Below are 22,278 nucleotides of genomic sequence, written 5' to 3'. Positions count from 1 at the left end.
AGGCCGAGGCGGGTTGCACCCGCCCTACGCGCCGGGCGGATCACTGGCCACCCTGAATTTTCTGCAGCAGCGGCGCGCACTGGCTCGGCTCGTCACCCGCGCTGGGTGCCACCAGCGCCAGCAAGCCGGCCGCCGGCGCCACCGCAACGCCCAGCGCTACCAGGCCAACACCACGCAGCGCCAGCGGCGTGGCCTGCACGCCTGGTGACGGCTCCTTGAACGTGCCGCGTACGTACAGCGGCGAGCGCAGGGAAAAGATACGAAAGCCCTTGGTCGCGGGCGTGATGGTGAAGTTCAGCCGCTCGTTGGCGAAGTTGGCACTGCCGTCGACCTTGATCACCGCATTGTCGGTGTCGATGACGAACAGCCGCGTGCTCATCAGCCCCTGCTTGATGCCGAGATCCGCTGCCGCGCAGTGGATCTTCACATCCTCGTCGCCGAACAGCCTGCCGACCAGGTAGTTGCCGACGTTCAGCCCGGCGATTTCCATCAGCCCGCGACTCACCGCGCCATCATTGATCAGCATCTTCAACTCGCCATCGGCGCTGCCGAGCAAAGCGGCCACCGAGTTGCCACGGCCGCTGATGCGCGCATCGCCGTTGAGCTCACCGAGGCTGGTCTGCATCGGCGCGAAGGTGGGAAACAGCTGCTTGAGCTTGAGATCACGCGCGCGCAGACGCATCTACCCCTGCAACGGCGTGGTCGCACCATTGAGACGGATCTGCGAGTCGAGCACACCGCCGGCCATGCCGAAACGCAGTGGCTCCAGACTCAGCATGCCGTCATTGAGCACCACATGGGTGTCGAGATCGGTGATCGGCAACTGTTCGCTGTGCACGATGCGCTTACCGACGAAACGCACATCGGCGTCCATCGCGCGCCAGCGGTCGGTACGAAACTCGGAAACCGGTAACGCCTTGTTCGCCGGCTGCACGTCCCGCTCGCCCCGTTCGCGCTTGTCCTCGCTGGAGTCGGCGCCGATCAGGGGTGCAAGGTCACTGAACAGCAGTTGGTTGGAGGTCAGCTGGCCCGACAGTTTCGGCCGCGGCTCGCGAGCCACGAATGTCAGATCACCGTGAATATCGCTGTCACCGATCTGGCCATTGAAACCAAGGTAGCGAAAGATCGCCCCATCGGCATCGTGCAGGTCGGCCTGCAAACGACCGTCGGTGCTGTACGGTGGAGTGTCCGGCAAGGTCACGCCGGTCAGCGGATACAGGTGACCGAGGCTGGCGCCGGACAGACGCAAGCGCAGATCCAGAGCGCCCAGATTCTGCGGATCGGTCAGGCTGCCGGCCAGCACGATGCGAGTCGCGCCAATGCGCAGGTCGGCTTGCAGCGGGAACGGCTGCGACGCGTCGTGCAGCGCCAGCAGGCCACCAACCTTGCCGTTGCCGGTCAACGGCTGGCCACGGAAGCTGCCCTTGGTCTGCCAGGCGAAAGCGTAATCCTGGGCGCTGGCATTGCTCTCGGTCAGGCGCTCGGCCGCGCTCTTGCCGACGATATCGGCGAACGGGATAGGCTCGCCCAGCGGCTGAACAATCGCCTCCAGTCGGGTATTGCTGACCTTGTCGTCGAGCTTCACCTGCCCCCGGTCAAAGCCGATGGTGCCGATATCCAGCGTCCAGGGGCTGGGCTGCTTGCTATCGTCCGCCTCCTCCTTGCCCAGATCGAACACCCAGTTGGCCCGGCCATCGGCCAGGCGCTGCAGATCGGCGACCGGCGCGCCGAGTTCGATACTGGGAATGCTCACCGTTTTCCACAGCAGCGGCAGGGGCGACAGGCGCAAACGCACGCTGTCGAGACTGACGAAGGTATCGCCCTGCGCCCAGTCCGGGTTGCCCAGGCGCAACTGCTCGGCAGCAAAATGGGGCCAAGGTAGCCAGGCGCTCAAACCCTGCTGGCCGGCTTCACGCTGCCAGACCACGCGCAGATCGCCCTCGATGGCGAATGGCCGATTCAGGGCCGCAGAAACCTGTTCATTGATCAACGGCCGCGCCCGATTCCAATCGAACAGCACCAGAAACAGCATCAACGCCGCCAGCAACAACAGGAAAACGGCGAACAATGCGCCTACAAACTTGCGCAAATGGCGCACCCAGCGACCTCCTTATTTCACTGCCCGAGTGAAACTCGTCCATATCCATACGACTGAAAAGATTAGCCAACGCTCCCTCGCTCTGGCAGGAAAGGGAAAAATAGCCGACTCTGAACGCCCAATCGTGAGCTGACCGATGCGCCTGATCGACACCCACACCCACCTCGACTTCCCCGACTTCGACGCCGATCGCGACGAAGTGCTCACACGCAGCCGCGCACTGGGCGTGCAGCGCCTGGTGGTGCTCGGCGTCTACCAGGCCAACTGGCAGCGGCTATGGCAGCTGGTCGAAGAAGATGAAAGCCTGTACGCAGCTTTCGGCCTGCATCCAGTCTATCTGGACGAACATCGTCCGCAGGATCTCCTTGAGCTGCGCGACTGGCTGAGCAAACTGGCTGGGCACCACAAGTTGTGCGCCGTCGGTGAGTTCGGTCTGGACTATTACCTGGAGCAGTTGGATCGGCAGCGCCAGCAAACCTTGTTCGAGGCACAGTTAAACCTGGCCGCCGAGTTCGAACTGCCAGCCTTGCTGCACGTGCGCCGCGCCCATGCCGCGACTATCGCCACCCTCAAGCGCTTTCGTCTGGCACGCGGCGGCATCATCCACGCCTTCGCCGGTAGCTATGAGGAAGCTCGCGAGTACATCAAGCTGGGCTTTCGCCTCGGTCTCGGCGGCGCCGCCACCTGGCCGCAGGCCAATCGCCTGCGCAAGGTGGTGGCGCAGCTGCCGCTGCAGACCATCGTGCTGGAAACCGACGCCCCGGACATGGCCCCAGCCATGTACCCCAACCAGCGCAACAGCCCGGAATATCTGGCTGACATCTGTGCCGAGCTGGCAGCGTTGCGCGGTATGACGGCCGAGGAGCTGGCTACGGCCAGCAGCCGTAATGCGGATGAGTTGTTCGGCTGGGCATAGACCTCAGGCAAATCATCCTACATGACCATCTGTAGGAGCCCCGCCCCGGGGCGAATGTTTCCAGACCGTGTCGCCCATATTCGCGGCGGGGCGCCGCTCCTACACGTGCCATCTGTGCTTCCGGTTGTTATGGAACAACCTTCACCGTCACTCCCGCGAAGGCGGGAGCCCAGGAGCTACAGAGACTCTGGATTCCCGTCCTCCGACCAGGAACGCTTCGAGGACAGGCTCTGCGCAGGAAAGGCGACTGGAGAGAGTCGCCCAAGCTCGCGGCGGGGCGCCGCTCCTACAGGGTCAGAGCAATGGCCAAGGGAAGCCTGTGGGAGGAGCGATCAGACCCGAAACGCGCCGATCAACTGCTTGAGACGCGTAACCAGCTCGCTCAGCTCGCGGCTGGCCTGCTCGGTTTGGCTGGCACCGGCAGCGGTGCGCTCACCCGCATGGTTGATCTCGACGATATTCTGGTCGATATCGTGCGCCACCGCCGTCTGCTGCTCGGCCGCCGCGGCGATCTGCTGGTTCTGGTCGACGATCATGCCCACCGCGCCGAGGATGTTCTCCAGGGCCTGCTGCACCTTGGCCGACTGGCTGACCGTACCATCCGCCATCTGGTGACTGGCGTTCATCGCCTTCACCGCCGCCCCCACACCGCCCTGCAGCTTGGCGATCATCGCTTCGATCTCTTCGGTGGACTGCTGGGTGCGCTTGGCCAGGTTGCGCACCTCGTCAGCCACCACGGCGAAACCGCGACCCTGTTCACCAGCCCGCGCCGCCTCGATGGCAGCATTGAGCGCCAGCAGGTTGGTCTGCTCGGCGATACCCTTGATCACATCGAGCACCTGGCTGATCGCCGCACTGTCGCTGGCCAGCTGGTTGATCACCGCCACTGACTGGTCGATTTCACCGGCAAGACGCTGGATCGCACCGACCTGCTGCTCGACCAACGCGCGACCACTGACCGTTTCCTGATTCACGCTCTGCGCGCTACCCACCGCTGCGGCGGCGCTGCGCGCCACCTCCTGGGCAGTGGCGGACATCTGGTTCATCGCCGTGGCCACCTGCTCGATCTGTGCACGCTGGCTGGCCACCGCCTGGTTGCTCTCGCCTGAAACCAGCTCGACGCGATCCGCCTGGCCACCGACCTCGCCCACCGTATGCCCGACGCGCTCGATCAGGTCATGGATACGCACCACGGTCTGGTTGAACACCTGCCCCAGCTCGCCCAGCTCGTCTCGGCTCTGTGCCTGGAAGTTGGCCGTCATATCGCCTGCGGCAACCCTGTCCATCACCTTGCCCAGGTTTTTCAGGGTAGCGCGGGTGGAAACGTAGAAGCCGCTGTAGAGGTAGACGATCAACAGGAACACCACCACCAACGCCACCACCAGCAACACCATCTGCGCACGGTTCTCGGTCAGCCGCTCACTCAACTGGCTATCGAGGAACGCCAGCAGGCCGTCGTTGAAGGCGTAGGTCTTGGCCATTTCCTGGCTGACCTGATCGTAGAACTGCGCCCAGGGCGTATCCAGGCTGTCGGCGATGATCACCTGATCCTCGAACAGTACGCCGCTGTCCTTCAGACTCTGGCGACTGGCTTCGGCCAGGCTGCCCAGCCCGTTCTGCGCCACGACGTTACCGGCCAGTGCCTCCTGCAGATTCAGGCCGTACTCGGCATGCAACTTCTCCAACTGCAGCAGCAGGTCATCGAACTGGGTACTGGCCGCGGAATTGAGAAAACCCTGCCCCAGGGAATAGGCGCCGATGGCGCGGCCTTGGCTGAGCACATTGGTGATCTGCGGGGTGACGTTGGTGATCAGCTCGGTAATCTGCCGCACCTGGCGTTGCGGGTCCTGGCTCAACCCCGCCTGGCTGGCCACCAGTTTGATGAAGACCTGGGAAGAGCCCAGCAGTTTCTCGACGATGACGGTCTTGCTCTGCAACGAGGTCTCGGCCTCTGCGCTTTTCAGCTCGGCCAGCAATTCGTCGCGTTTGGCGACGAACTCCGCTGCCTGCTCGGCATCGCCGGTCACCGGCTGCAGCCCTTGCAGGCCGGCATTGAGCGACTGCTGCAGTTGATCTATACGCCCCTCCAGATCCCCCGCCTGACCGGACTGACCGATCATCGAGTTGATCTGCACCAGATCGTTGAGGCTTTCAAGATCACGGCGCAGCTGCAGGCTGCTGCCGAGTAGCTCGAGGCTTTCCAGGGCAGTCTGGGTGCCGACGAACTGACGATAGGAGTCGCGCACCAGATAGAAGTTGGTGACGAGCATGGGCAGGAAGAACAAAACGCTGATCAGGCTGAACTTCATGCCGAAGCTGAGGCGATTCATCAGCGCGATGGCCGGATACAACACGGTCTTCACTAGACGCCTCCAGTTGCCATTATTGTTATAGGTATCGCTTGGATCGCCGCAGAGCCTCTCACGGGCTGACAACGGCGTCCTGCGCAGCCCGACCTGTGGCGCGCCGATCCATGTGGCGAATACAGGCAGATAAATGTGACGAAAATCACCAAACAGGGTCGACTACGGCCTCCTTATACCCCTTATCGACACGCGCCTCTATAACTTAAGGTTAAACGCGCGCTGAGCGCGTCCAGCCAAGGCCGTGCAGGAGCACCGACTCGGGGCGAATGCTGTTTTGCCATTCGCCGCAGGGCGCGGCTTCCACAAAGCCGGCACGTAGGGCGGGTGCAACCCGCCACTGTGCGTGACAGCAGGCTGCCCCCGCCCTGCATAGCGCTTGGGCAGGATCTCTAGATGAACAACACCCAAACCGCGTAACCGGCGTACCAGACCACCGCAGCACGAATCAGCAGTTGCCACAGCTGATCCAGAGTATCGACACCCTCCTCGCCCATCACCGGCGGCGGCATCTCACCGGCCGCACGTCCGGCCTTGATCACCAGTTGCGCGGCAGAAATGTCCCAGCTCAGTAGCTCATGCAGCAAGGCGCGGCTGACGGCGACAAAATTACCGACCAGCGCAAAACTGGAAGCCAGTACCCGCGCCGGCAGCCAGTCGAAGGCATGGCGCAGTTGCACGGCGCGCTCACGCAGAGCGGCTTGCTGCGCATGCTCGGCGCTCAAGGCCAACAGGCGATAAGCCAGCGCCGCCATGGGGCCGAGCAGCAGATACCAGAAGATAACGGCGAAAAAGCTTTGATAGGCCTGCCACAACAGATGCCCCTGAACCTGCTGCAGCAGTTCGGTCCCCTCCTCCGGCTGCAGTGCCAGATCACGTTCGGCCACGTGGTAAGCCGCCTGACCGTCACCACGCCGCCAGGCGTCGCGAAACGGCCCCAACGCTGCAAGCAGATCACCACGCCCCAGGCTGTAGATCAGTACCAGCAAATGCACCGGCAACGCCAGCCAGCCATATGCCAGCGGCTTGAGGATCAGCAACAGCAGGCCCAGCGCCAACACCGGCAACAGCACCAGAATGGCCAGGCACAGCCACGGGGCCTGCTGCAGGCCGCCTTGTTGCAGGCGCTGCAATTGCGCCAACCAGGGGCCGTCCTGCTGGATGCGCAGGCGCCAGGCGGAAAACTTCTCGACCCACAGCACCAGCAGAATCACCAGAAAACTCATTGCTACCTCTCCTTCAATTCGGCGTGCAGACGCGCCCAGTCGAACGCGGCCCCCGGATCAGTCTTGCGCCCAGGCGCGATATCGTTGTGGCCGCGGATGCGCTGCGTCGACAGCGACGGGTAAGCGTCCAGCAACTGCCGCGTCAGCTCGGCCAACCTGGCGTATTGAGCATCGGTATAAGGCAGATCATCCGTCCCTTCCAGCTCCACACCCAGCGAAAAATCGTTGCAGTTGTCGCGCCCCTCGAACCAGGAAACCCCGGCGTGCCAGGCACGATCCAGACAGGAGACGAACTGCGTCAGCCCGCCATCACGCTCGATGAAGAAATGCGCAGAAACCTGCAGGGATGCGATCTCGGCGAAGAAAGGATGCTCATGCGTGGGCAAGCAGTTCTGAAAGAACGCCTGCACCTTGCCGGTACCGAACTGCCCAGGTGGCAGGCTGATGTTGTGCACCACCAGCAGGGAGATTTCGCCAGCGGGGCGAGCATTGAAGTTGGGCGACGGGCAGTGAAGGATGCCCTGGAACCAGCCAGTTGAGGGGTCGAGCTGCATGTGGCACTCCTGAACGTGCCACCACTCTAGAGCAGCCAACCCGGACGGCCAAGAGCGAGACAGCAACAGGATGTGCAAAGGCGGAAAAATCGAGGGAAACTCAGAAAACCCATTTATCGTCACTCCCGCGAAGGCGGGAGCCCAGGAGAACCGCAGGTTCTGGATTATTCCCCTTCGGGCCAGCGCAAGCGCTGTTCAACGATAAAGCTGCTGTCCCGCCTGCGCAGGCATGACGTTTTTCACAACCCCCCGAGGATCACGCTCTGTAGGAGCCGCGCCTCGCGGCGAATAGATATCGAGCACGCCGCAGGATTTAAAAGCTTCGCCCCGGGGCGCGGCTCCTACAGCCCAAGCCGCTGCCAGGAGCGGAGCGCTCCTGGCAAAGATCAGCTGTGCTTGAGCTTGCGCAGATTGCCGATGACCGACTCCAGGGCGCGGTCGAACAGCAGTGCATCGTCAAGCAAGCGCACAGCGTTGCGGCGGAACTCGACCGCCAGCGCGTTGCGTGTCTTCTCCAGCACCTTCATGCCGGTGCGATTGACGAACACGTACTTGCCAGTGGGCTTGATGATGGCCGCCAGCTTGCAGCGCAGCTTGTGCTCTTCATCTTCCTGGATTTCCACCCAGCTCCCCACGCGCAGGCTGTCCACCTGCAGCAGCGCCTCGTCGTCGTCCGGGAGCACCACGTCCGGCTCCTGCGGACGGGTCTGGCCCGGCGCGAGCAGAATGATCTCTTCGACCACCTCAACCATCGCCGGAGCGTCCTCGACCTCTTCAGCTGCCGGCAGCTCCAGCAGTGGCAGCTCGATGCCGGCTTCGCTCGGATCGGTGTGCGCAGCGTCCTCGACAATGGCCGTCTCAGCTTCCGGGGCCGCGCGCTTGAAGCGTTGGAAGGCCTGCACATGCAGCCCCTCCAGCTGGCTGAAAAACTCGCTGGTGGAGAACGGATCGAAGGCCGCGCTGGCCATGCCCTCGCGCAATGCCTTGAGCAGCCCCGGCACCAGCTCCAGCAAACGCAGACGCGCCTCTGGATCCTCGTGCGGGGCGACACTCCAGACCAGGTCGTCCATGGTCTGCAGCGCAGCCTGCCATTCGTCCGACTCCACGCCATGCTTGAGGCAGGTGAGCATCAGCACCTTGCTCCAGGCTTCCTGCAGCAACCGCACCACCACTTCCGGCAGGGTCTTGCCCAGCAGTCGTTCGTTCAATGCGTGCTCGACCTGACGACGCGCCAACTCGGCCTTGGCGCTGCCTTCCTCGGCGTCGCGCGTGCGCTGTTCGAGCAGCTCACTGCGACGACGCTCATCGCCGGTAAAGGCCATGAACTCGGCCAGCAGTTCGGAGAAGATCGCCGGATCATCGACGAAATCGTTCAGCAGCCGCTGAACCACCTGCTCGATCTTCTGATAGAGGCTGTCACGCTGGGCATCGTCCTGATCGACCCAGCCAAGGGCCGCAGAAGCGATTTCATTGAGCAGGCGGCGCGCCGGGTGGCTGCCACGGCTGAAGAAGGTCTTGTCCAGCACCGCAACCTTGAGCATCGGAATCTGCAGACGGCCAATCAGTGCCTTGAGTGAATCCGGCAGGGTGCGATCGTCGAGAATGAACTCAAACAGCATCGACACCAGATTGATCACGTCCTCGTCGACTTCACCGACCACCCGCGCCTTGCCGCTTTTGGCACTGGCACGTTCGAGCAACCGCTCGAGTTGCTCACGCAGATCGAAATCCTCGACGCTGACCTGTGCCGGAGCCCGCTGCTGCATATGCGATAGCAGGCGCATCAGATCACTGCTGGTGATCGGCATTGCATCGGCTGTCTGAGCCCGGCGTGGCATCGCCGTGCCGCGCACTTGCGAGAGCAGATCCTGCAACGCACCGAACACTTCCTGCACGCCCTGATCGGCGCCTTCGAGCAAGGGCATGCCTTCCTCGCCGGACGACTGAACATAAGTGGAAGCTGCCGGGCGCTGCTGACGGCGCGGCGGTGCGGACTTCAGTTCAGGCAACACGCCGGCGCTGACCAGCGCCTGGTTGGCCTCGGCGTATAGCATGTCGCAGCTGCCGAGCACGTACTTTTCGAACAGCTTGAGGATGATCAGCTTGACCTTGATCTCCACACCCAGGCTACTGCAGGCGTCGAGGAAGTATTCGCTGAGCAGGGTGGGGCCGAGCGGGTTGCTCTTGTCGTCCAGCTTCTTGCTGATCACCGCATTGAGGCGCGTGGTGAGATGGCCCAACGCAACAGCGTCTCGGCTCATCACCTTGGCCACCATGGCGTCCAGCGCCACGGTTTCTTCCAGCTCGTCGTTCTGCACCAGGCTTAGGCTGTCGAAGGACACCGCATCCAGTGCTGGCTGCGGCTTGCCGATTTCGTACTGGTTGAGATTGGCGAAAGACTCGAACACCTTCTGCAGGAAACCGCGCTCGATGCTCTTGCGCTTCAGACGCAGGTCACGCATGGCCTCGAAGAAAGCATTCTGCTCGGCATTGCTGGTCGCCCGATCCGCCATCTCGAAGAGGGTATCGTCGGCATTGTCGAACAGGCTCTGCAGACTCTGCTTGAGCTGTTGCGCCGCTTTGTCACGCACCTGAATCAGCGCCACGGGCAGTCTTCCTACCGGCGAAGTTGGCGATTGCTCTGCGATGACCTTGGCCAGGTGCACCACATTCGCGTCGGTCTTCATTCTAGTCTCCCGCAGACTGCCCGAACCCGGGCTTCCTGGTCTGCACAGCGTCAACCGAGCGTCGTCCGTAACGTCAAAGGCCTGGCGTCAATAATGAAAAAAGTAAAGCCATTATAGGGAGGCTGCGCGTCATACCAAGCCAATTTTTCCCACAGACATGACCCAGATCACAGATAGCCTCACGCCACCTCCAGACGGTAGCCAACACACGACAGCCGTATCTCTGCAGCCTAACGCTGACAGCCCTGTGACGCTGCCCGCTGGTCGGGCCGCACATGCCTTTTCTGATGCCGCACGCCGCAGCGAAATCCTTTGCCCTTCGATGGCTGCGAGCACACTTCAGCCCATTGCCCTGCCCCTGCCTGGCTCTATAATCGCCGCTCGTCTACACCGGAGCCGATCATGCCCAACCTGACCCTCGCCGACCTCAGCAGCGAAATCGAAGCCAACGTCCGCCGCGCCCTGGCCGAAGACATTGGCAGCGGCGACATCACCGCCCAGCTGATACCGGCCGAGCGCCTGGCCAGCGCCCGCGTGATCACACGGGAAGAAGCAGTAATTTGCGGCACCGCCTGGGTCGATGCGGTATTTCGCCAGCTCGACCCGCGCGTCGCAGTGCACTGGCAGGTGCAGGATGGCGACAAGGTCAGCGCCGACCAGACTCTGCTGCGCCTAGAAGGCCCGGCCCGCGCCCTGCTCAGCGGCGAGCGCAGCGCCCTGAACTTCCTGCAGACCCTGTCTGCAGTCGCCACCCGCTGCCGCCACTATGCCGACCTGGTTGAAGGCACCCAGGTAAAACTGCTGGACACCCGCAAGACCCTACCGGGCCTGCGCCTGGCCCAGAAGTACGCCGTAACCTGCGGCGGCTGCCACAACCACCGCATCGGTTTGTACGATGCTTTCCTTATAAAGGAAAACCACATCGCTGCCTGCGGCGGCATCGCCCAGGCAATTGCCGCCGCCCACAAGATCGCCCCGGGCAAGCCGGTGGAAGTGGAAGTGGAAAGCCTGGAAGAACTGCGCGAAGCGCTGGAAGCGGGAGCCGATATCGTTATGCTCGACGAGCTGTCACTGGACGACATGCGCGAAGCCGTAAGACTCACCGCCGGCCGCGCCAAGCTCGAAGCCTCGGGCGGGATCAATGACAGCACGTTGCGCGTGATCGCAGAGACGGGGGTGGATTACATCTCGCTAGGGACGCTGACCAAGGATGTGAAGGCGGTGGATTTGTCGATGCGCCTGGCCTTGTAAGCCACCTACTCACTGTAGGAGCCGCGCCTCGCGGCGAATCGCAGCCTCAGCGAAATCGCGCTGGATTACAAAAATTCGCCCCGGGGCGGGGCTCCTACAATTTTCAGGGCTGCTGAAGGCATCGCGCGGGATAGATTAGCGAGCGTAATCCGCTGGACGCAGCCCACACCTGACACCAGAGTAAGCCACCGACCCACTGTAGGAGCCGCGCCCCGCGGCGAATCGCAGCCTCAGCGAAATCGCACCGGATTACAAAAATTCGCCCCGGGGCGGGGCTCCTACAATTTTCAGGGCTGCTGAAGGCATCGCGCGGGATAGATTAGCGAGCGTAATCCCTCGGACGCAGCCCACACCTGGTGCCAGAGCAAGCCACCGACTCACTGTAGGAGCCGCGCCCCGCGGCGAATCGCGGCCTCAGCGAAATCGCGCTGGATTACAAAAATTCGCCCCGGGGCGGGGCTCCTACAATTTCAGGGCCGCTGAAGGCATCGCGCTGAGTGCAGCTATCTGCACCACCAGCAGCCTCGTGGTGAACGATGACTATGGAGGCAACTACGACGACTCCACCCTACGCATCCGCCCTGCCGCGCTCATAAAAGGTCAACCCGACGCGAGCGATATGATCGAGCAGCGCCGGGTTATCGATACGATCCTTGAGAGAAAGATCGACCATCCAGGGCAGCAACAATTCGTCGATCTGGCTCTCCATGGCCAATAACTGCGCCAGTGAAAGCCCTTCCCCCTCAACCGTCAGATCGATATCCGACCCAACTCGATAATTACCTTTGGCACGTGAGCCATACAGAATGACTCGCTCGACCTGCGGACACGCGCGAAAAACAGCGCATAACTTCTCGACCGCATGCAGCGGCAACCCGAACCGACTCTCATCCGTCATAGCTCGCTGGCCAGCCCTTGCATCCGCTGCTGAAATTGCACGAAGAGATCCTGATAACGCGCCAGAATACGCTCGGCGATCTCAATAGCGATGGATTCATTGTAGGTATGGGCCGTCTGATCACGGCTCTTGATCATCTCCATCCAACCTTCGCCATCGACGACCAGCCCCTGCTTGAACGCCGTGCGAATCGCATCGCGAGCCCCCGTAATAGCCGGATTGCCCTGATAAACAAAATAATCCTTCATCAGATTCCAGGCCAACTCGAAAACAAACTCGAATGCCTGGATCAGCCCCTGTCGCTCCAACTCGCTGAGCGGACGACTCTGCGCCAGCTCAACCGCCCGGGTCAGTTGCCCAAGGGCACGCTGATAGTTGCTCAGTCGCTGTAGCCAGCGGATATCTTGATCAGTCATAGCAAACCCTTGCTCCATGCCAGGAGTTGAACGCTGCACCATCATACCGGGCACCATTCGCAGCTGCGCCCTTTTTGACGGTTGCCACAGCGGCAAATCACGGTCACGCCTCCGGCTATTCCATTCTACGAATCCGCCGTACCGCGAGGCGAACCCCATACACAGAGATATTCGACACCTTCCTGATCAAGGAAAAACACATCCCCCAGGCCATCAACGCCACCCACCAGATCGCCCCGGGCAAGCCGGTGGAAGTGGAAAGCCTGGAAGAACTGCGCCAAGCGCTGGACGCGGGCGCCGATATCGTCATGCTCGACGAACTGTCACTGGAGGATATGCGCGAAGCCGTAAGACTCACCGCCGGCCGCGCCAAGCTCGAAGCCTCGGGCGGGATCAATGACAGCACCTTGCGCGTGGTCGCCGAGACAGGCATGGACTACATCTCGCTGGGGACGCTGACCAAGGATGTGAAGGCGGTGGATTTGTCGATGCGCCTGGCGCTGTAAGCCACCTACTCACTGTAGGAGCCGCGCCCCGCGGCGAATCGCAGCATCACCGAAATCGCACCGGATTACAAAAATTCGCCCCGGGGCGGGGCTCCTACAATTTCAGGGCTGCTGAAGGCATTGCGCGGGATGGATTAGCGGAAGCGTAATCCGTCAGACTCAGCCCACACCTGGCACCTGAGTAAGCCACCGACCCACTGTAGGAGCCGCGCCCCGCGGCGAATCGCAGCCTCAGCGAAGTCGCACCGGATTACCAAAATTCGCCCCGGGGCGGGGCTCCTACAATTTCAGTGCCGCTGAAGGCATCGCGCGGGATGTATCAGCGAGCGTAATCCGCTGGACGCAGCCCACACCTGACACCAGAGTAAGCCACCGACTCACTGTAGGAGCCGCGCCTCGCGGCGAATCGCAGCCTCAGCGAAGTCGCACCGGATTACAAAAATTCGCCCCCGGGCGGGGCTCCTACAATTTCAGGGCTGCTGATGACATCGCGCGGGATGGATTAGCGAAGCGTAATCCGCTGGACGCAGCCCACACCTGACACCAGAGCAAGCCACCGACTCACTGTAGGAGCCGCGCCCCGCGGCGAATCGCGGCCTCAGCGAAATCGCACCGGATTACCAAAATTCGCCCCAGGGCGGGGCTCCTACAATTTCAGTGCCGCTGAAGGCATCGCGCGGGATGGATTAGCGAAGCGTAATCCGCTGGACGCAGCCCACACCTGACACCAGAGTAAGCCACCGACTCACTGTAGGAGCCGCGCCCCGCGGCGAATCGCGGCCTCAGCGAAATCGCACCGGATTACCAAAATTCGCCCCAGGGCGGGGCTCCTACAATTTCAGTGCCGCTGAAGGCATCGCGCGGGATGGATTAGCGAAGCGTAATCCGCTGGACGCAGCCCACACCTGACACCAGAGTAAGCCACCGACTCACTGTAGGAGCCGCGCCCCGCGGCGAATCGCAGCCTCAGCGAAATCGCGCTGGATTACCAAAATTCGCCCCGGGGCGGGGCTCCTACAATTTCAGGGCTGCTGATGGCATTGCGCGGGATGGATCAGCGAGCGTAATCCGTCGTTACGCAGCCCACACCTGGCACCTGAGTAAGCCACCGACCCACTGTAGGAGCCGCGCCTCGCGGCGAATCGCGGCCTCAGCGAAATCGCACCGGATTACAAAAATTCGCCCCGGGGCGGGGCTCCTACAATTTCAGGGCTGCTGAAGGCATCGCGCGGGATGGATCAGCGAGCGTAATCCGTCGTTACGCAGCCCACACCTGACACCAGAGACAAATCACCTCAAGCCATCTCGTGGAGCTCAAGCCCACCCACAAAACTGGAGGAAACCACGGCTAGCACCAACGATTGCGAACAGGCACGCCGGAGAATAGACTAACCACGTTAGCTAACCAGGTACTCCACCATGAAAACCGAGACCCCCACCAACAGCCCGAAAATGGTCAATATTCACGACGCCAAGACGCACCTGTCACAACTGATTCTCGATGCCAGCCAAGGCAGCCCGTTTATCATCGCAAAGGCAGGCAAGCCGATGGTGAAGGTCATCTCGATCAACCAGGAAAGCAAACCTCGCACCGGGATGCTGACTGGCGTTTTCAATGTGCCAGACGACATTGACACACCGTTTCAGAATGAAATCGAGTCGATGTTCGGCGCATGAAACTGCTGCTCGACACTCATATTTTACTCTGGGCCTGCGCCACCCCCTCCTCACTACCAACCGACGCGGCCAATCTGATCAACGACCGCGACAACGAGTTGCTCTTCAGCGCTGCGAGCATTTGGGAAGTTGGCATCAAGCATGCCATGGGCAAAGCCCATTTCCATTTTGACCCGGCAGTACTCAGAAGAGCACTGCTCGATGCAGACTATCAAGAGCTGGCAATGACCGGGCAGCACAGCATTGCAGCCGCCGCTCTTCCACCTATACATAACGACCCATTTGATCGAATGCTGATTGCTCAGGCCACCACTGAAGGCTTTATATTGGTCACAAGCGATCTGGCCATAGCGAAGTACGCGGGTCCAATCAGGCACGTCAAGTAAGGACGCTTTAGAACAGACCACGCACGCCATAAGCGGAAGTAGGGGAAATCGCGGCCTGTCCCTGGGCCCTATAAATCCCAGCTTGTTACACCGGAACTGGACTTCTGCATAGCAAGGCGCCCCCAGCCTTCACACGTCAAGGCAGCCACCACCCAGTAGGAGCCGCGCCTCGCGGCGAATCGATAGCAGGCTCACCACGAAACCAGCCGCCCACCTGTGCGGATATGACAACGTTTTTCTGAGAGAAAAACCTCAATCCTCCCGCGCATCCTTCAACAGAATGTTCTTGGAATAATCGAGAAATTCACCCAGGTGGCGGGTAATGACCGCAACGGTAATCGGTAGCTGCAGCGCTTGGTATTCATGAACAGCAATATTGCGATAGCCCACCATGCGCTTCAGCGCTTCGGCCAGGCTAACGTCGATCCAGCCGCCTGCAGCCAGCAGCGCAAAAACATCGCGCGCACTCTGCGGAATACCGAGACGCTCGCGCCGAATCAAATGCTGCCCCATATCCAGGGCCGCCTCGCAAGCGCGCTGGATGTTCAGAATGGCCGCATCCTGCCGAGTAAAGTCCTCTGCAAAACTCGCCGGGTCGCGCTCATACTCCTCACGCGCACGCCTGACGCCACGTTCGATGCTTGCGGCCTTGTTCAACAACACATCATCGACCATACACCCGCCCATCTCGCTCGATATCCCGCAACAGAGGCGCCCTGGCCCGATCCAGCTCAAGCTTCTCGCTCAACACAGCGCACTCGAACAAACCAGCCTCATCTCCTGGCACAGCCCACCAGCGCTCACCTTTAGTCAGCACCTGCTGCTGCATCACGGTAGAGGCCCTGCGCAAATCCAGCAAATCGACCGGACAACCTGCAACATCGGCAGCTTCACCGGCAAGCTGCCAAAGCGTCAGCGGGTCAGCATAGCCTTGCACCAGCACCGCCAGATCGAGATCACTGCCTTCTCCTGCCGTACCCTGGACACGACTGCCAAAGGCATAGATAGCCAGCAAACCATCCAGTCGCGAGCGCAGTAACTCGACCAGCACGACCTTATTCATAGCCAACCTCCGCATACACGCTTAGAAGTGTATCCCAACCGCTATAGCACCAAACAATGCCGAACCTACCGCCATGTAGACGACCGCTGCATGGCGGCAGGAAATAGAGCCAGGCCGGATGCCTGCAGGGCGGATTAGCCCCAGCCCCAAAAGCCGAACGCTCCATTCCAGGCGTCACGCAGATACTTCGGCAAACATCGTGGCCTGTAGCAAACGACTGATTAGACTTCGCCAATCTATCCTGAAAGCAGTCTTCGCCAAGCCGGTACCGAGCACACTTGAGTGGTCCCGCATTGAATCGCTATTTGTAGCGGCCGGCGCCAGAGCTATCGAGGGCAATGGCTCACGCGTACGCTTCGAACTGAATGGCGTGGTTGGCACCTTTCACCGCCCCCATCACGACAAGGAAGCCAAGCCGTATCAGGTTCGCGATGCACGGGCCTTCCTTGAACAAGCAGGAGTTACCCCATGAATGCGCATGCAATGACTTACAAGGGCTATGCAGCCCGCATCGAGTACAGCGACGAAGACGGCCTTTTCGTTGGTCACATCGCCGGCATTCGCGACGTGGTGGGTTTTCATTTTCATGGTGAGTCCGTTCAGGAACTTCGCACGGCATTCGAAGAAGCAGTGAACGACTACCTCGACACCTGCGCTCAGCTGGATCGCCCGCCGCAAAAAACCTACTCCGGCAAGCTCAGCCTACGCCTGGGGCCAGAGCTGCACGCCACGGTCGCGGTAAAAGCGGAACTGGAGCACAAGAGCATCAACCAGTGGGTTGCCGACGTGCTGAGCCGCGAGGCACATGCGTAGGCCATAACCGTAGGGCGCATTAGCCGCAGGCGTAATGCGCCGAACGATGCAGACCTGCCCCCTTGCCCCCTACCCATCCCCCGGCACCTCAAGCCCGATATCACCCGCCCAATCAACCGGGTAAAGCCCCATCACCACATCACGGTGAAAGCTCGAATGGGGCCAGTCCGCCACCCGCCCCACCAGCCCGTGTTTGCAAGGGTTGATGTAGACATAATCTATATGCCGGCGAAAGTCCTCGTCATCACGCAGTTGATGCTCCCAGTAGCGCCGCTGCCAGATTCCCCGTTCGCCGCGACGCAAACGCGTCAGCGAGCGGTATTCATCGGAGGGCAACCCTCGGCAGAAAAACGTCTTGATCAGCCGCCAGCGCAACGGGTAATCCGCATCACCAGGCGGCAACGTCCATACGCAATGCATGTGTTCGGGCAGCACCACCCACGCATCGATAGTGAACGGATAATCGCGATGCACGCGCCGCACCGCATCACGCAACAGCTCGACATGCCGCAGCAACAGATCATTGCGGCGGCGTTGCAGCAGATTCACGGTAAAGAACCAGCTCGCCCCCGGCGCGAAAGCACGGCGATAGTTCGGCATCCTTGCCCCTCCAGAAACACCAAAAGGTCAAGCCTAGACGGCCACGGAAATAGCTCAAGCCCCGGCAACATCAGGTAACCCGTAGGGCGCATTAGCCGCAGGCGTAATGCGCCGAACGAGAGCCGCACACCACAAACTCCAGAGAGCAAAACACCCCGCGCAAGGTAGGGCGTTCAGTGTTGCAATGGATATCGTGATTCGCGGTGAACGACGGATTACGCTTCGCTAATCCATCCTACGGAGTTGATCCGCCTTACCGGGTTGAATGGCGTGGTTGGCACCTTTCACCGCCCCCATCACGACAAGGAAGCCAAGCCGTATCAGGTTCGCGATGCACGGGCCTTCCTTGAACAAGCAGGAGTTACCCCATGAATGCGCATGCAATGACTTACAAGGGCTATGCAGCCCGCATCGAGTACAGCGACGAAGACGGCCTTTTCGTTGGTCACATCGCCGGCATTCGCGACGTGGTGGGTTTTCATTTTCATGGTGAGTCCGTTCAGGAACTTCGCACGGCATTCGAAGAAGCAGTGAACGACTACCTCGACACCTGCGCTCAGCTGGATCGCCCGCCGCAAAAAACCTACTCCGGCAAGCTCAGCCTACGCCTGGGGCCAGAGCTGCACGCCACGGTCGCGGTAAAAGCGGAACTGGAGCACAAGAGCATCAACCAGTGGGTTGCCGACGTGCTGAGCCGCGAGGCACATGCGTAGGCCATAACCGTAGGGCGCATTAGCCGCAGGCGTAATGCGCCGAACGATGCAGACCTGCCCCCTTGCCCCCTACCCATCCCCCGGCACCTCAAGCCCGATATCACCCGCCCAATCAACCGGGTAAAGCCCCATCACCACATCACGGTGAAAGCTCGAATGGGGCCAGTCCGCCACCCGCCCCACCAGCCCGTGTTTGCAAGGGTTGATGTAGACATAATCTATATGCCGGCGAAAGTCCTCGTCATCACGCAGTTGATGCTCCCAGTAGCGCCGCTGCCAGATTCCCCGTTCGCCGCGACGCAAACGCGTCAGCGAGCGGTATTCATCGGAGGGCAACCCTCGGCAGAAAAACGTCTTGATCAGCCGCCAGCGCAACGGGTAATCCGCATCACCAGGCGGCAACGTCCATACGCAATGCATGTGTTCGGGCAGCACCACCCACGCATCGATAGTGAACGGATAATCGCGATGCACGCGCCGCACCGCATCACGCAACAGCTCGACATGCCGCAGCAACAGATCATTGCGGCGGCGTTGCAGCAGATTCACGGTAAAGAACCAGCTCGCCCCCGGCGCGAAAGCACGGCGATAGTTCGGCATCCTTGCCCCTCCAGAAACACCAAAAGGTCAAGCCTAGACGGCCACGGAAATAGCTCAAGCCCCGGCAACATCAGGTAACCCGTAGGGCGCATTAGCCGCAGGCGTAATGCGCCGAACGAGAGCCGCACACCACAAACTCCAGAGAGCAAAACACCCCGCGCAAGGTAGGGCGTTCAGTGTTGCAATGGATATCGTGATTCGCGGTGAACGACGGATTACGCTTCGCTAATCCATCCTACGGAGTTGATCCGCCTTACCGGGTTACGGAGTTGATCCGCCTTACCGGGTTTAACGCCAACCATTCCACGGCAAAATCCCTAAGAACTCACGGGCATCAGGAGAAAGAACCACCACCCAATCACCACCATAGTAACTATCTAATGGCAAATATAGAGATCCTGTCGGAAACTCATCACCCCCTGCAAACTCCGCTGCCAACCTCTCAAGGGGATTGGCTAACTGCCTAACTGCATCAATATTGATCAGATAGCTTTCCCACCTTGAGGGTTTATAGGCAGGGTGCACGCCCTGCAAGGCATGACGAACACTCTCAAGATACCCCTCATCAGTTGGGGTCAGTAGTTTAACAAAGACAAACTCAACCCCAGAAAAAGGAGGAGTGTATTTTTTATCGTCTTCATCAACATAAATATCAGCTGCAGTTACCAACCTAAAACGATCTTTTTCAAAAGCCAAATAAAGAGGCCGCCCCTGATAGAGAGAGTAGACACCATAACTCAAAACAAACGCCTGCAAAGTAAATATAAAAAACACATCCCTAAACAACTCCGAACGAGCCTTACAAGGTGACACAACCAACAAAGTCAAAAACGGCCCACAAACAAGATCAACAAGAACAATGAAAAACAATATCTCACCAACATTTGTCACCCCCCAAAATTCCTTCGGATACCAAAAATAAAAAGCCCCAAAAAGAACGCAACCGACCACAAAAAAAGAAATTAGAAAATGCCTAGCTGAAAATTTAAAGGCATAAATAAATCTTTTTTCCAAAGCCCACCTCTTCTTTAAATAAAAAAAGGTGGAGGGCGCAAAGCACCCCCCACCTCTTTTAAATAAAATTACTTACATTCTGCAGGCGCAAAACGTGCCGGCAAGGTGCCTGCAGCACCACCAGCAAAACTATTAGCGCCAGCACCAGCAGCCCTGCAGCGCCAAGCAACGGCATTTGCAGGCGGCTGGAAGGCCGCCGTACCTACGGGCAAAAGGGTACCAATCGGTGAGTTAGGAGTCAAAGTCAAAGTACCGTTACCAGCATTTGCTGTCATAGTCACAGTGATTACACCGGTAGCAGGAGTAATGGCAACAGAGGTCACATTACGGGTTGCGCTAGGAGCGTTGTAACCCATCGCATAGCCGGCGGCATCGCCCTGCGGATTCCCAGAAGCCAGTACGTCAGCTACATGAGCCTTAGCTGCAGAAGCCAGACTCAACCCCTCGGTAACACGCGCACGCACAGTGTAATCTTGGTACGCCGGCAGCGCGACAGCGGCCAAAATACCAATGATCGCCACGACGATCATCAATTCAATCAGGGTAAAACCCTTTTGCAGTTGAGCTTTCATAATGTTCTCCTAGGTTGAAGTAAGGCCAGCGGCCCTGATTAAGCAAAAGCATAATCCATGCCAACCTCAAGCCCGCGCACTTTGGAGCATAAGCGGGCCAGCGTTCCACCACTCACGTCGCTAACTGACAAAAAATGTCATACGCTTTGCGCGGGTTTGGCAGCCTCACGCTTCTAGGCTATAACGCAGGCTTTGCGATAGCTTCTGGATATATCCGCTATGTCAGACTCCCCCGCCCTGACCGGACTGGCCAAACACTTGGTTCTGCAAAAACTGCTCGATGAAAGAACCGCTCAGCAGGCACTGCAACAAGCGCAGCGCAACCAACTACCCCTGGTCACTTATCTGGTTCAGAACAAGCTGGTCAAAGCGCGAGACTTGGCCGAATTGCTCTGTGAACAGTTCGGCATCGCCATGCTTGACCTGAGCAGTATCGACAAGGACAGCCAGCCCCGCGACCTGCTCAGCGAGAAACTAGCCCGCCAGCATCGCGTACTGCCGCTATGGCGTCGAGGTAACAAGCTGTTCGTTGCGCTTTCTGACCCGACCAATCACCAGGCCGTCACCGATGTGCAGTTCAGCACCGGCCTGACCACAGAAGCCATTTTGGTCGAGGACGACAAACTCGGCGATGCCATCGACAAGTTCTTCGACTCTGCCAACAGCAGCATGGACGAGCTGGCAGACGTTGATCTGGATGGACTGGATGTCGAGGCGGTTGATGATGAGAAGTCGGTCGGCGAAGGTGGCGCCGATGCTGACGATGCGCCGGTAGTACGTTTCGTCAACAAGATGCTGCTTGATGCAATAAAAGGTGGTTCTTCCGACCTGCACTTCGAGCCCTACGAAAAAGCCTACCGAGTCCGCTTCCGTACCGACGGCATCCTACATGAGGTCGCGCGCCCGCCCATCCAGCTGGCACCGAGAATTTCCGCCCGCCTGAAGGTCATGGCCGCCTTGGATATTTCCGAGCGGCGCAAGCCGCAGGATGGCCGGATCAAGATGAAAATCTCCAAGACCAAGGCCATCGATTTCCGCGTCAACACGCTCCCAACGCTCTGGGGCGAGAAGATCGTGATGCGAATTCTCGACCCCACCAGCGCGCAGATGGGGATCGACGCACTGGGTTACGAGGAGGAACAGAAAGAGCTGTATATGAACGCCCTGAAGCAACCACAGGGCATGATTCTGGTCACCGGCCCCACCGGCTCGGGCAAAACCGTATCGCTCTATACCGGCCTGAACATCCTCAATACGCCTGATGTGAATATCTCCACCGCCGAAGACCCGGTGGAAATCAACCTGGAGGGCATCAACCAGGTCAACGTCAACCCCAAGCAGGGCATGGATTTTACCCAGGCGCTGCGCGCCTTTCTGCGTCAGGACCCGGATATCATCATGGTCGGTGAGATTCGCGATCTGGACACGGCCTCCATTGCCGTCAAGGCCGCACAGACCGGGCATATGGTAATGTCCACACTGCACACCAACAGCGCCGCGGAAACCCTGACCCGCTTGCGCAATATGGGCGTGCCATCCTTCAACATCGCCACCTCGGTCAACCTGATCATCGCCCAGCGTCTGGCACGCAAGCTGTGCAATAGCTGCAAGAAGGAAGTGGACGTACCGCGTGAAACGCTGCTGGCCGAGGGCTTCCCCGAAAACAAGATCGGCACCTTCAAGATCTATGGCCCGGTAGGTTGTGATAACTGCAAAGGCGGTTACAAGGGGCGTGTCGGTATTTATGAAGTGGTTAAAAACACGCCCAACCTGCAGCGGATTATCATGGAGGAAGGCAACTCCATCGATATTGCCACGCAGATGCGTAAAGACGGCTTTAATGACCTACGCACCTCCGCTTTGCTCAAGGCCATGCAAGGGGTCACCAGCCTTGAGGAAGTCAACCGCGTAACCAAGGATTAACC

At 59.9% G+C, this 22,278-nt stretch carries 20 protein-coding genes and 4 pseudogenes; 10 read left to right on the top strand and 14 right to left on the bottom strand.

Annotation, left to right across the window (positions count from 1 at the left end; genetic code table 11):
- Positions 1–40: 40 nt before the first annotated feature.
- A pseudogene (locus BLT86_RS23500) lies at positions 41–2,098 on the bottom strand (AsmA family protein).
- A gap of 136 nt (positions 2,099–2,234) precedes the next feature.
- Between BLT86_RS23500 and BLT86_RS23495 the strand changes: the two are divergent.
- Positions 2,235–3,014, top strand: coding sequence for a TatD family hydrolase (locus BLT86_RS23495; protein ID WP_092379948.1), 780 nt, complete (start codon positions 2,235–2,237; stop codon positions 3,012–3,014).
- 332 nt (positions 3,015–3,346) lie between these two features.
- Here BLT86_RS23495 and BLT86_RS26520 read toward each other — a convergent pair whose 3' ends face one another.
- From BLT86_RS26520 to BLT86_RS23475, 5 genes and pseudogenes are all read right to left on the bottom strand, one after another.
- Positions 3,347–4,051 carry a methyl-accepting chemotaxis protein gene (locus BLT86_RS26520; RefSeq protein WP_370603879.1) on the bottom strand — a complete coding sequence of 235 codons (705 nt, stop codon included), beginning with the start codon at positions 4,049–4,051 and terminating at the stop codon, positions 3,347–3,349.
- A 150-nt stretch (positions 4,052–4,201) separates the two neighbouring features.
- A pseudogene (locus tag BLT86_RS26515) lies at positions 4,202–4,408 on the bottom strand (HAMP domain-containing protein); the annotation flags it as partial.
- Positions 4,409–5,769: 1,361 nt separating this feature from the next.
- Entirely contained in the window at positions 5,770–6,603 is an 834-nt protein-coding gene (gene ampE / locus BLT86_RS23485; protein WP_092379946.1) for a regulatory signaling modulator protein AmpE, read from the bottom strand.
- A 2-nt stretch (positions 6,604–6,605) separates the two neighbouring features.
- A complete protein-coding gene (gene ampD, locus BLT86_RS23480; RefSeq protein ID WP_092379944.1) occupies positions 6,606–7,157 on the bottom strand; it encodes a 1,6-anhydro-N-acetylmuramyl-L-alanine amidase AmpD in 552 nt (183 codons plus the stop codon).
- Positions 7,158–7,543: 386 nt separating this feature from the next.
- A complete protein-coding gene (locus BLT86_RS23475) occupies positions 7,544–9,844 on the bottom strand; it encodes a DUF1631 domain-containing protein (RefSeq protein WP_092379942.1) in 2,301 nt (766 codons plus the stop codon).
- Between the two features lie 402 nt (positions 9,845–10,246).
- Between BLT86_RS23475 and nadC the strand changes: the two genes are divergently transcribed.
- Positions 10,247–11,095: a carboxylating nicotinate-nucleotide diphosphorylase gene (nadC, locus tag BLT86_RS23470; RefSeq protein WP_092379940.1), complete on the top strand. Its 849-nt coding sequence runs from the start codon at positions 10,247–10,249 to the stop codon at positions 11,093–11,095.
- Between the two features lie 568 nt (positions 11,096–11,663).
- Here nadC and BLT86_RS23465 read toward each other — a convergent pair.
- Positions 11,664–11,993 carry a nucleotidyltransferase family protein gene (locus tag BLT86_RS23465; protein ID WP_092379939.1) on the bottom strand — a complete coding sequence of 110 codons (330 nt, stop codon included), beginning with the start codon at positions 11,991–11,993 and terminating at the stop codon, positions 11,664–11,666.
- Complete coding sequence (locus tag BLT86_RS23460) at positions 11,990–12,454, bottom strand: nucleotidyltransferase substrate binding protein (RefSeq protein ID WP_231976558.1); 465 nt, start codon at positions 12,452–12,454, stop codon at positions 11,990–11,992. The genes BLT86_RS23465 and BLT86_RS23460 overlap by 4 nt, the downstream gene beginning before the upstream one ends.
- A 122-nt stretch (positions 12,455–12,576) precedes the next feature.
- Between BLT86_RS23460 and BLT86_RS23455 the strand changes: the two are divergent.
- The 3 genes and pseudogenes from BLT86_RS23455 to BLT86_RS23445 form a co-directional block, all read left to right on the top strand.
- Positions 12,577–12,915 (top strand): annotated as a pseudogene (locus BLT86_RS23455) (nicotinate-nucleotide diphosphorylase); the annotation flags it as partial.
- Positions 12,916–14,334: 1,419 nt separating this feature from the next.
- Positions 14,335–14,592, top strand: coding sequence for a type II toxin-antitoxin system Phd/YefM family antitoxin (locus BLT86_RS23450; RefSeq protein WP_004424974.1), 258 nt, complete (start codon positions 14,335–14,337; stop codon positions 14,590–14,592).
- Positions 14,589–14,978 (top strand): type II toxin-antitoxin system VapC family toxin, encoded by a 390-nt coding sequence (locus tag BLT86_RS23445; RefSeq protein WP_092379935.1) that lies wholly within the window; start codon positions 14,589–14,591, stop codon positions 14,976–14,978. The genes BLT86_RS23450 and BLT86_RS23445 overlap by 4 nt, the downstream gene beginning before the upstream one ends.
- A gap of 252 nt (positions 14,979–15,230) precedes the next feature.
- On the opposite strand, the gene hepT is transcribed toward BLT86_RS23445, so the two are convergent.
- Together hepT and mntA are read right to left on the bottom strand one after the other, a co-directional pair.
- Positions 15,231–15,653 carry a type VII toxin-antitoxin system HepT family RNase toxin gene (hepT, locus tag BLT86_RS23440; protein WP_092379933.1) on the bottom strand — a complete coding sequence of 141 codons (423 nt, stop codon included), beginning with the start codon at positions 15,651–15,653 and terminating at the stop codon, positions 15,231–15,233.
- Complete coding sequence (gene mntA / locus BLT86_RS23435; RefSeq protein WP_092379931.1) at positions 15,643–16,041, bottom strand: type VII toxin-antitoxin system MntA family adenylyltransferase antitoxin; 399 nt, start codon at positions 16,039–16,041, stop codon at positions 15,643–15,645. Before mntA ends, hepT begins: the two co-directional genes overlap by 11 nt.
- A 217-nt stretch (positions 16,042–16,258) precedes the next feature.
- Here mntA and BLT86_RS23430 point away from each other — a divergent pair, with 217 nt between their 5' ends.
- A complete protein-coding gene (locus BLT86_RS23430; protein WP_074857836.1) occupies positions 16,259–16,513 on the top strand; it encodes a type II toxin-antitoxin system HicA family toxin in 255 nt (84 codons plus the stop codon).
- Positions 16,510–16,854, top strand: coding sequence for a type II toxin-antitoxin system HicB family antitoxin (locus tag BLT86_RS23425; protein WP_004424987.1), 345 nt, complete (start codon positions 16,510–16,512; stop codon positions 16,852–16,854). Before BLT86_RS23430 ends, BLT86_RS23425 begins: the two co-directional genes overlap by 4 nt.
- Positions 16,855–16,923: 69 nt before the next feature.
- Here BLT86_RS23425 and BLT86_RS23420 read toward each other — a convergent pair whose 3' ends face one another.
- On the bottom strand, positions 16,924–17,454 hold the full coding sequence (locus BLT86_RS23420) for an REP-associated tyrosine transposase (RefSeq protein ID WP_004424990.1): 531 nt from the start codon (positions 17,452–17,454) through the stop codon (positions 16,924–16,926).
- Between the two features lie 261 nt (positions 17,455–17,715).
- On the opposite strand from BLT86_RS23420, the pseudogene BLT86_RS26175 reads away from it, so the two are divergent.
- Together BLT86_RS26175 and BLT86_RS23410 are read left to right on the top strand one after the other, a co-directional pair.
- Positions 17,716–17,826 (top strand): annotated as a pseudogene (locus tag BLT86_RS26175) (type II toxin-antitoxin system HicA family toxin); the annotation flags it as partial.
- Positions 17,823–18,167 carry a type II toxin-antitoxin system HicB family antitoxin gene (locus BLT86_RS23410; protein WP_004424987.1) on the top strand — a complete coding sequence of 115 codons (345 nt, stop codon included), beginning with the start codon at positions 17,823–17,825 and terminating at the stop codon, positions 18,165–18,167. The pseudogene BLT86_RS26175 and the gene BLT86_RS23410, both read left to right, overlap by 4 nt.
- A 69-nt stretch (positions 18,168–18,236) precedes the next feature.
- Here the strand turns inward: BLT86_RS23410 and BLT86_RS23405 are convergent, their stop codons facing one another.
- The 3 genes from BLT86_RS23405 to BLT86_RS23400 all read right to left on the bottom strand — a co-directional run bounded on the left by BLT86_RS23405 (position 18,237) and on the right by BLT86_RS23400 (position 20,353).
- Positions 18,237–18,767, bottom strand: coding sequence for an REP-associated tyrosine transposase (locus tag BLT86_RS23405; RefSeq protein WP_004424990.1), 531 nt, complete (start codon positions 18,765–18,767; stop codon positions 18,237–18,239).
- 288 nt (positions 18,768–19,055) lie between these two features.
- On the bottom strand, positions 19,056–19,781 hold the full coding sequence (locus tag BLT86_RS25850; protein ID WP_157719688.1) for a hypothetical protein: 726 nt from the start codon (positions 19,779–19,781) through the stop codon (positions 19,056–19,058).
- Positions 19,782–19,849: 68 nt separating this feature from the next.
- Positions 19,850–20,353, bottom strand: a complete 504-nt coding sequence (locus BLT86_RS23400) for a pilin (protein WP_092379929.1) — start codon at positions 20,351–20,353, stop codon at positions 19,850–19,852.
- Positions 20,354–20,572: 219 nt separating this feature from the next.
- On the opposite strand from BLT86_RS23400, the gene pilB reads away from it, so the two are divergent.
- Entirely contained in the window at positions 20,573–22,276 is a 1,704-nt protein-coding gene (gene pilB, locus BLT86_RS23395) for a type IV-A pilus assembly ATPase PilB (protein ID WP_092379927.1), read from the top strand.
- Positions 22,277–22,278 lie beyond the last annotated feature (2 nt).

Origin of the sequence: Pseudomonas sihuiensis (assembly GCF_900106015.1) — a bacterium.
In the GTDB taxonomy this organism is placed as follows: Bacteria; Pseudomonadota; Gammaproteobacteria; order Pseudomonadales; family Pseudomonadaceae; genus Aquipseudomonas; species Aquipseudomonas sihuiensis.
Note: the sequence above shows the minus strand (reverse complement) of the source record. Positions and strands in the feature narration are given on the sequence as shown.

Bases quoted from the DNA above. Each gene is read 5' to 3' on its own strand.
- BLT86_RS23495 (WP_092379948.1), top strand. From the start codon at position 2,235: ATGCGCCTGATCGACACCCACACCCACCTCGACTTCCCCGACTTCGAC.
- BLT86_RS26520 (WP_370603879.1), bottom strand. From the start codon at position 4,051: ATGTCCGCCACTGCCCAGGAGGTGGCGCGCAGCGCCGCCGCAGCGGTG.
- ampE (WP_092379946.1), bottom strand. From the start codon at position 6,603: ATGAGTTTTCTGGTGATTCTGCTGGTGCTGTGGGTCGAGAAGTTTTCC.
- ampD (WP_092379944.1), bottom strand. From the start codon at position 7,157: ATGCAGCTCGACCCCTCAACTGGCTGGTTCCAGGGCATCCTTCACTGC.
- BLT86_RS23475 (WP_092379942.1), bottom strand. From the start codon at position 9,844: ATGAAGACCGACGCGAATGTGGTGCACCTGGCCAAGGTCATCGCAGAG.
- nadC (WP_092379940.1), top strand. From the start codon at position 10,247: ATGCCCAACCTGACCCTCGCCGACCTCAGCAGCGAAATCGAAGCCAAC.
- BLT86_RS23465 (WP_092379939.1), bottom strand. From the start codon at position 11,993: ATGACGGATGAGAGTCGGTTCGGGTTGCCGCTGCATGCGGTCGAGAAG.
- BLT86_RS23460 (WP_231976558.1), bottom strand. From the start codon at position 12,454: ATGATGGTGCAGCGTTCAACTCCTGGCATGGAGCAAGGGTTTGCTATG.
- BLT86_RS23450 (WP_004424974.1), top strand. From the start codon at position 14,335: ATGAAAACCGAGACCCCCACCAACAGCCCGAAAATGGTCAATATTCAC.
- BLT86_RS23445 (WP_092379935.1), top strand. From the start codon at position 14,589: ATGAAACTGCTGCTCGACACTCATATTTTACTCTGGGCCTGCGCCACC.
- hepT (WP_092379933.1), bottom strand. From the start codon at position 15,653: ATGGTCGATGATGTGTTGTTGAACAAGGCCGCAAGCATCGAACGTGGC.
- mntA (WP_092379931.1), bottom strand. From the start codon at position 16,041: ATGAATAAGGTCGTGCTGGTCGAGTTACTGCGCTCGCGACTGGATGGT.
- BLT86_RS23425 (WP_004424987.1), top strand. From the start codon at position 16,510: ATGAATGCGCATGCAATGACTTACAAGGGCTATGCAGCCCGCATCGAG.
- BLT86_RS23420 (WP_004424990.1), bottom strand. From the start codon at position 17,454: ATGCCGAACTATCGCCGTGCTTTCGCGCCGGGGGCGAGCTGGTTCTTT.
- BLT86_RS23410 (WP_004424987.1), top strand. From the start codon at position 17,823: ATGAATGCGCATGCAATGACTTACAAGGGCTATGCAGCCCGCATCGAG.
- BLT86_RS23405 (WP_004424990.1), bottom strand. From the start codon at position 18,767: ATGCCGAACTATCGCCGTGCTTTCGCGCCGGGGGCGAGCTGGTTCTTT.
- BLT86_RS23400 (WP_092379929.1), bottom strand. From the start codon at position 20,353: ATGAAAGCTCAACTGCAAAAGGGTTTTACCCTGATTGAATTGATGATC.
- pilB (WP_092379927.1), top strand. From the start codon at position 20,573: ATGTCAGACTCCCCCGCCCTGACCGGACTGGCCAAACACTTGGTTCTG.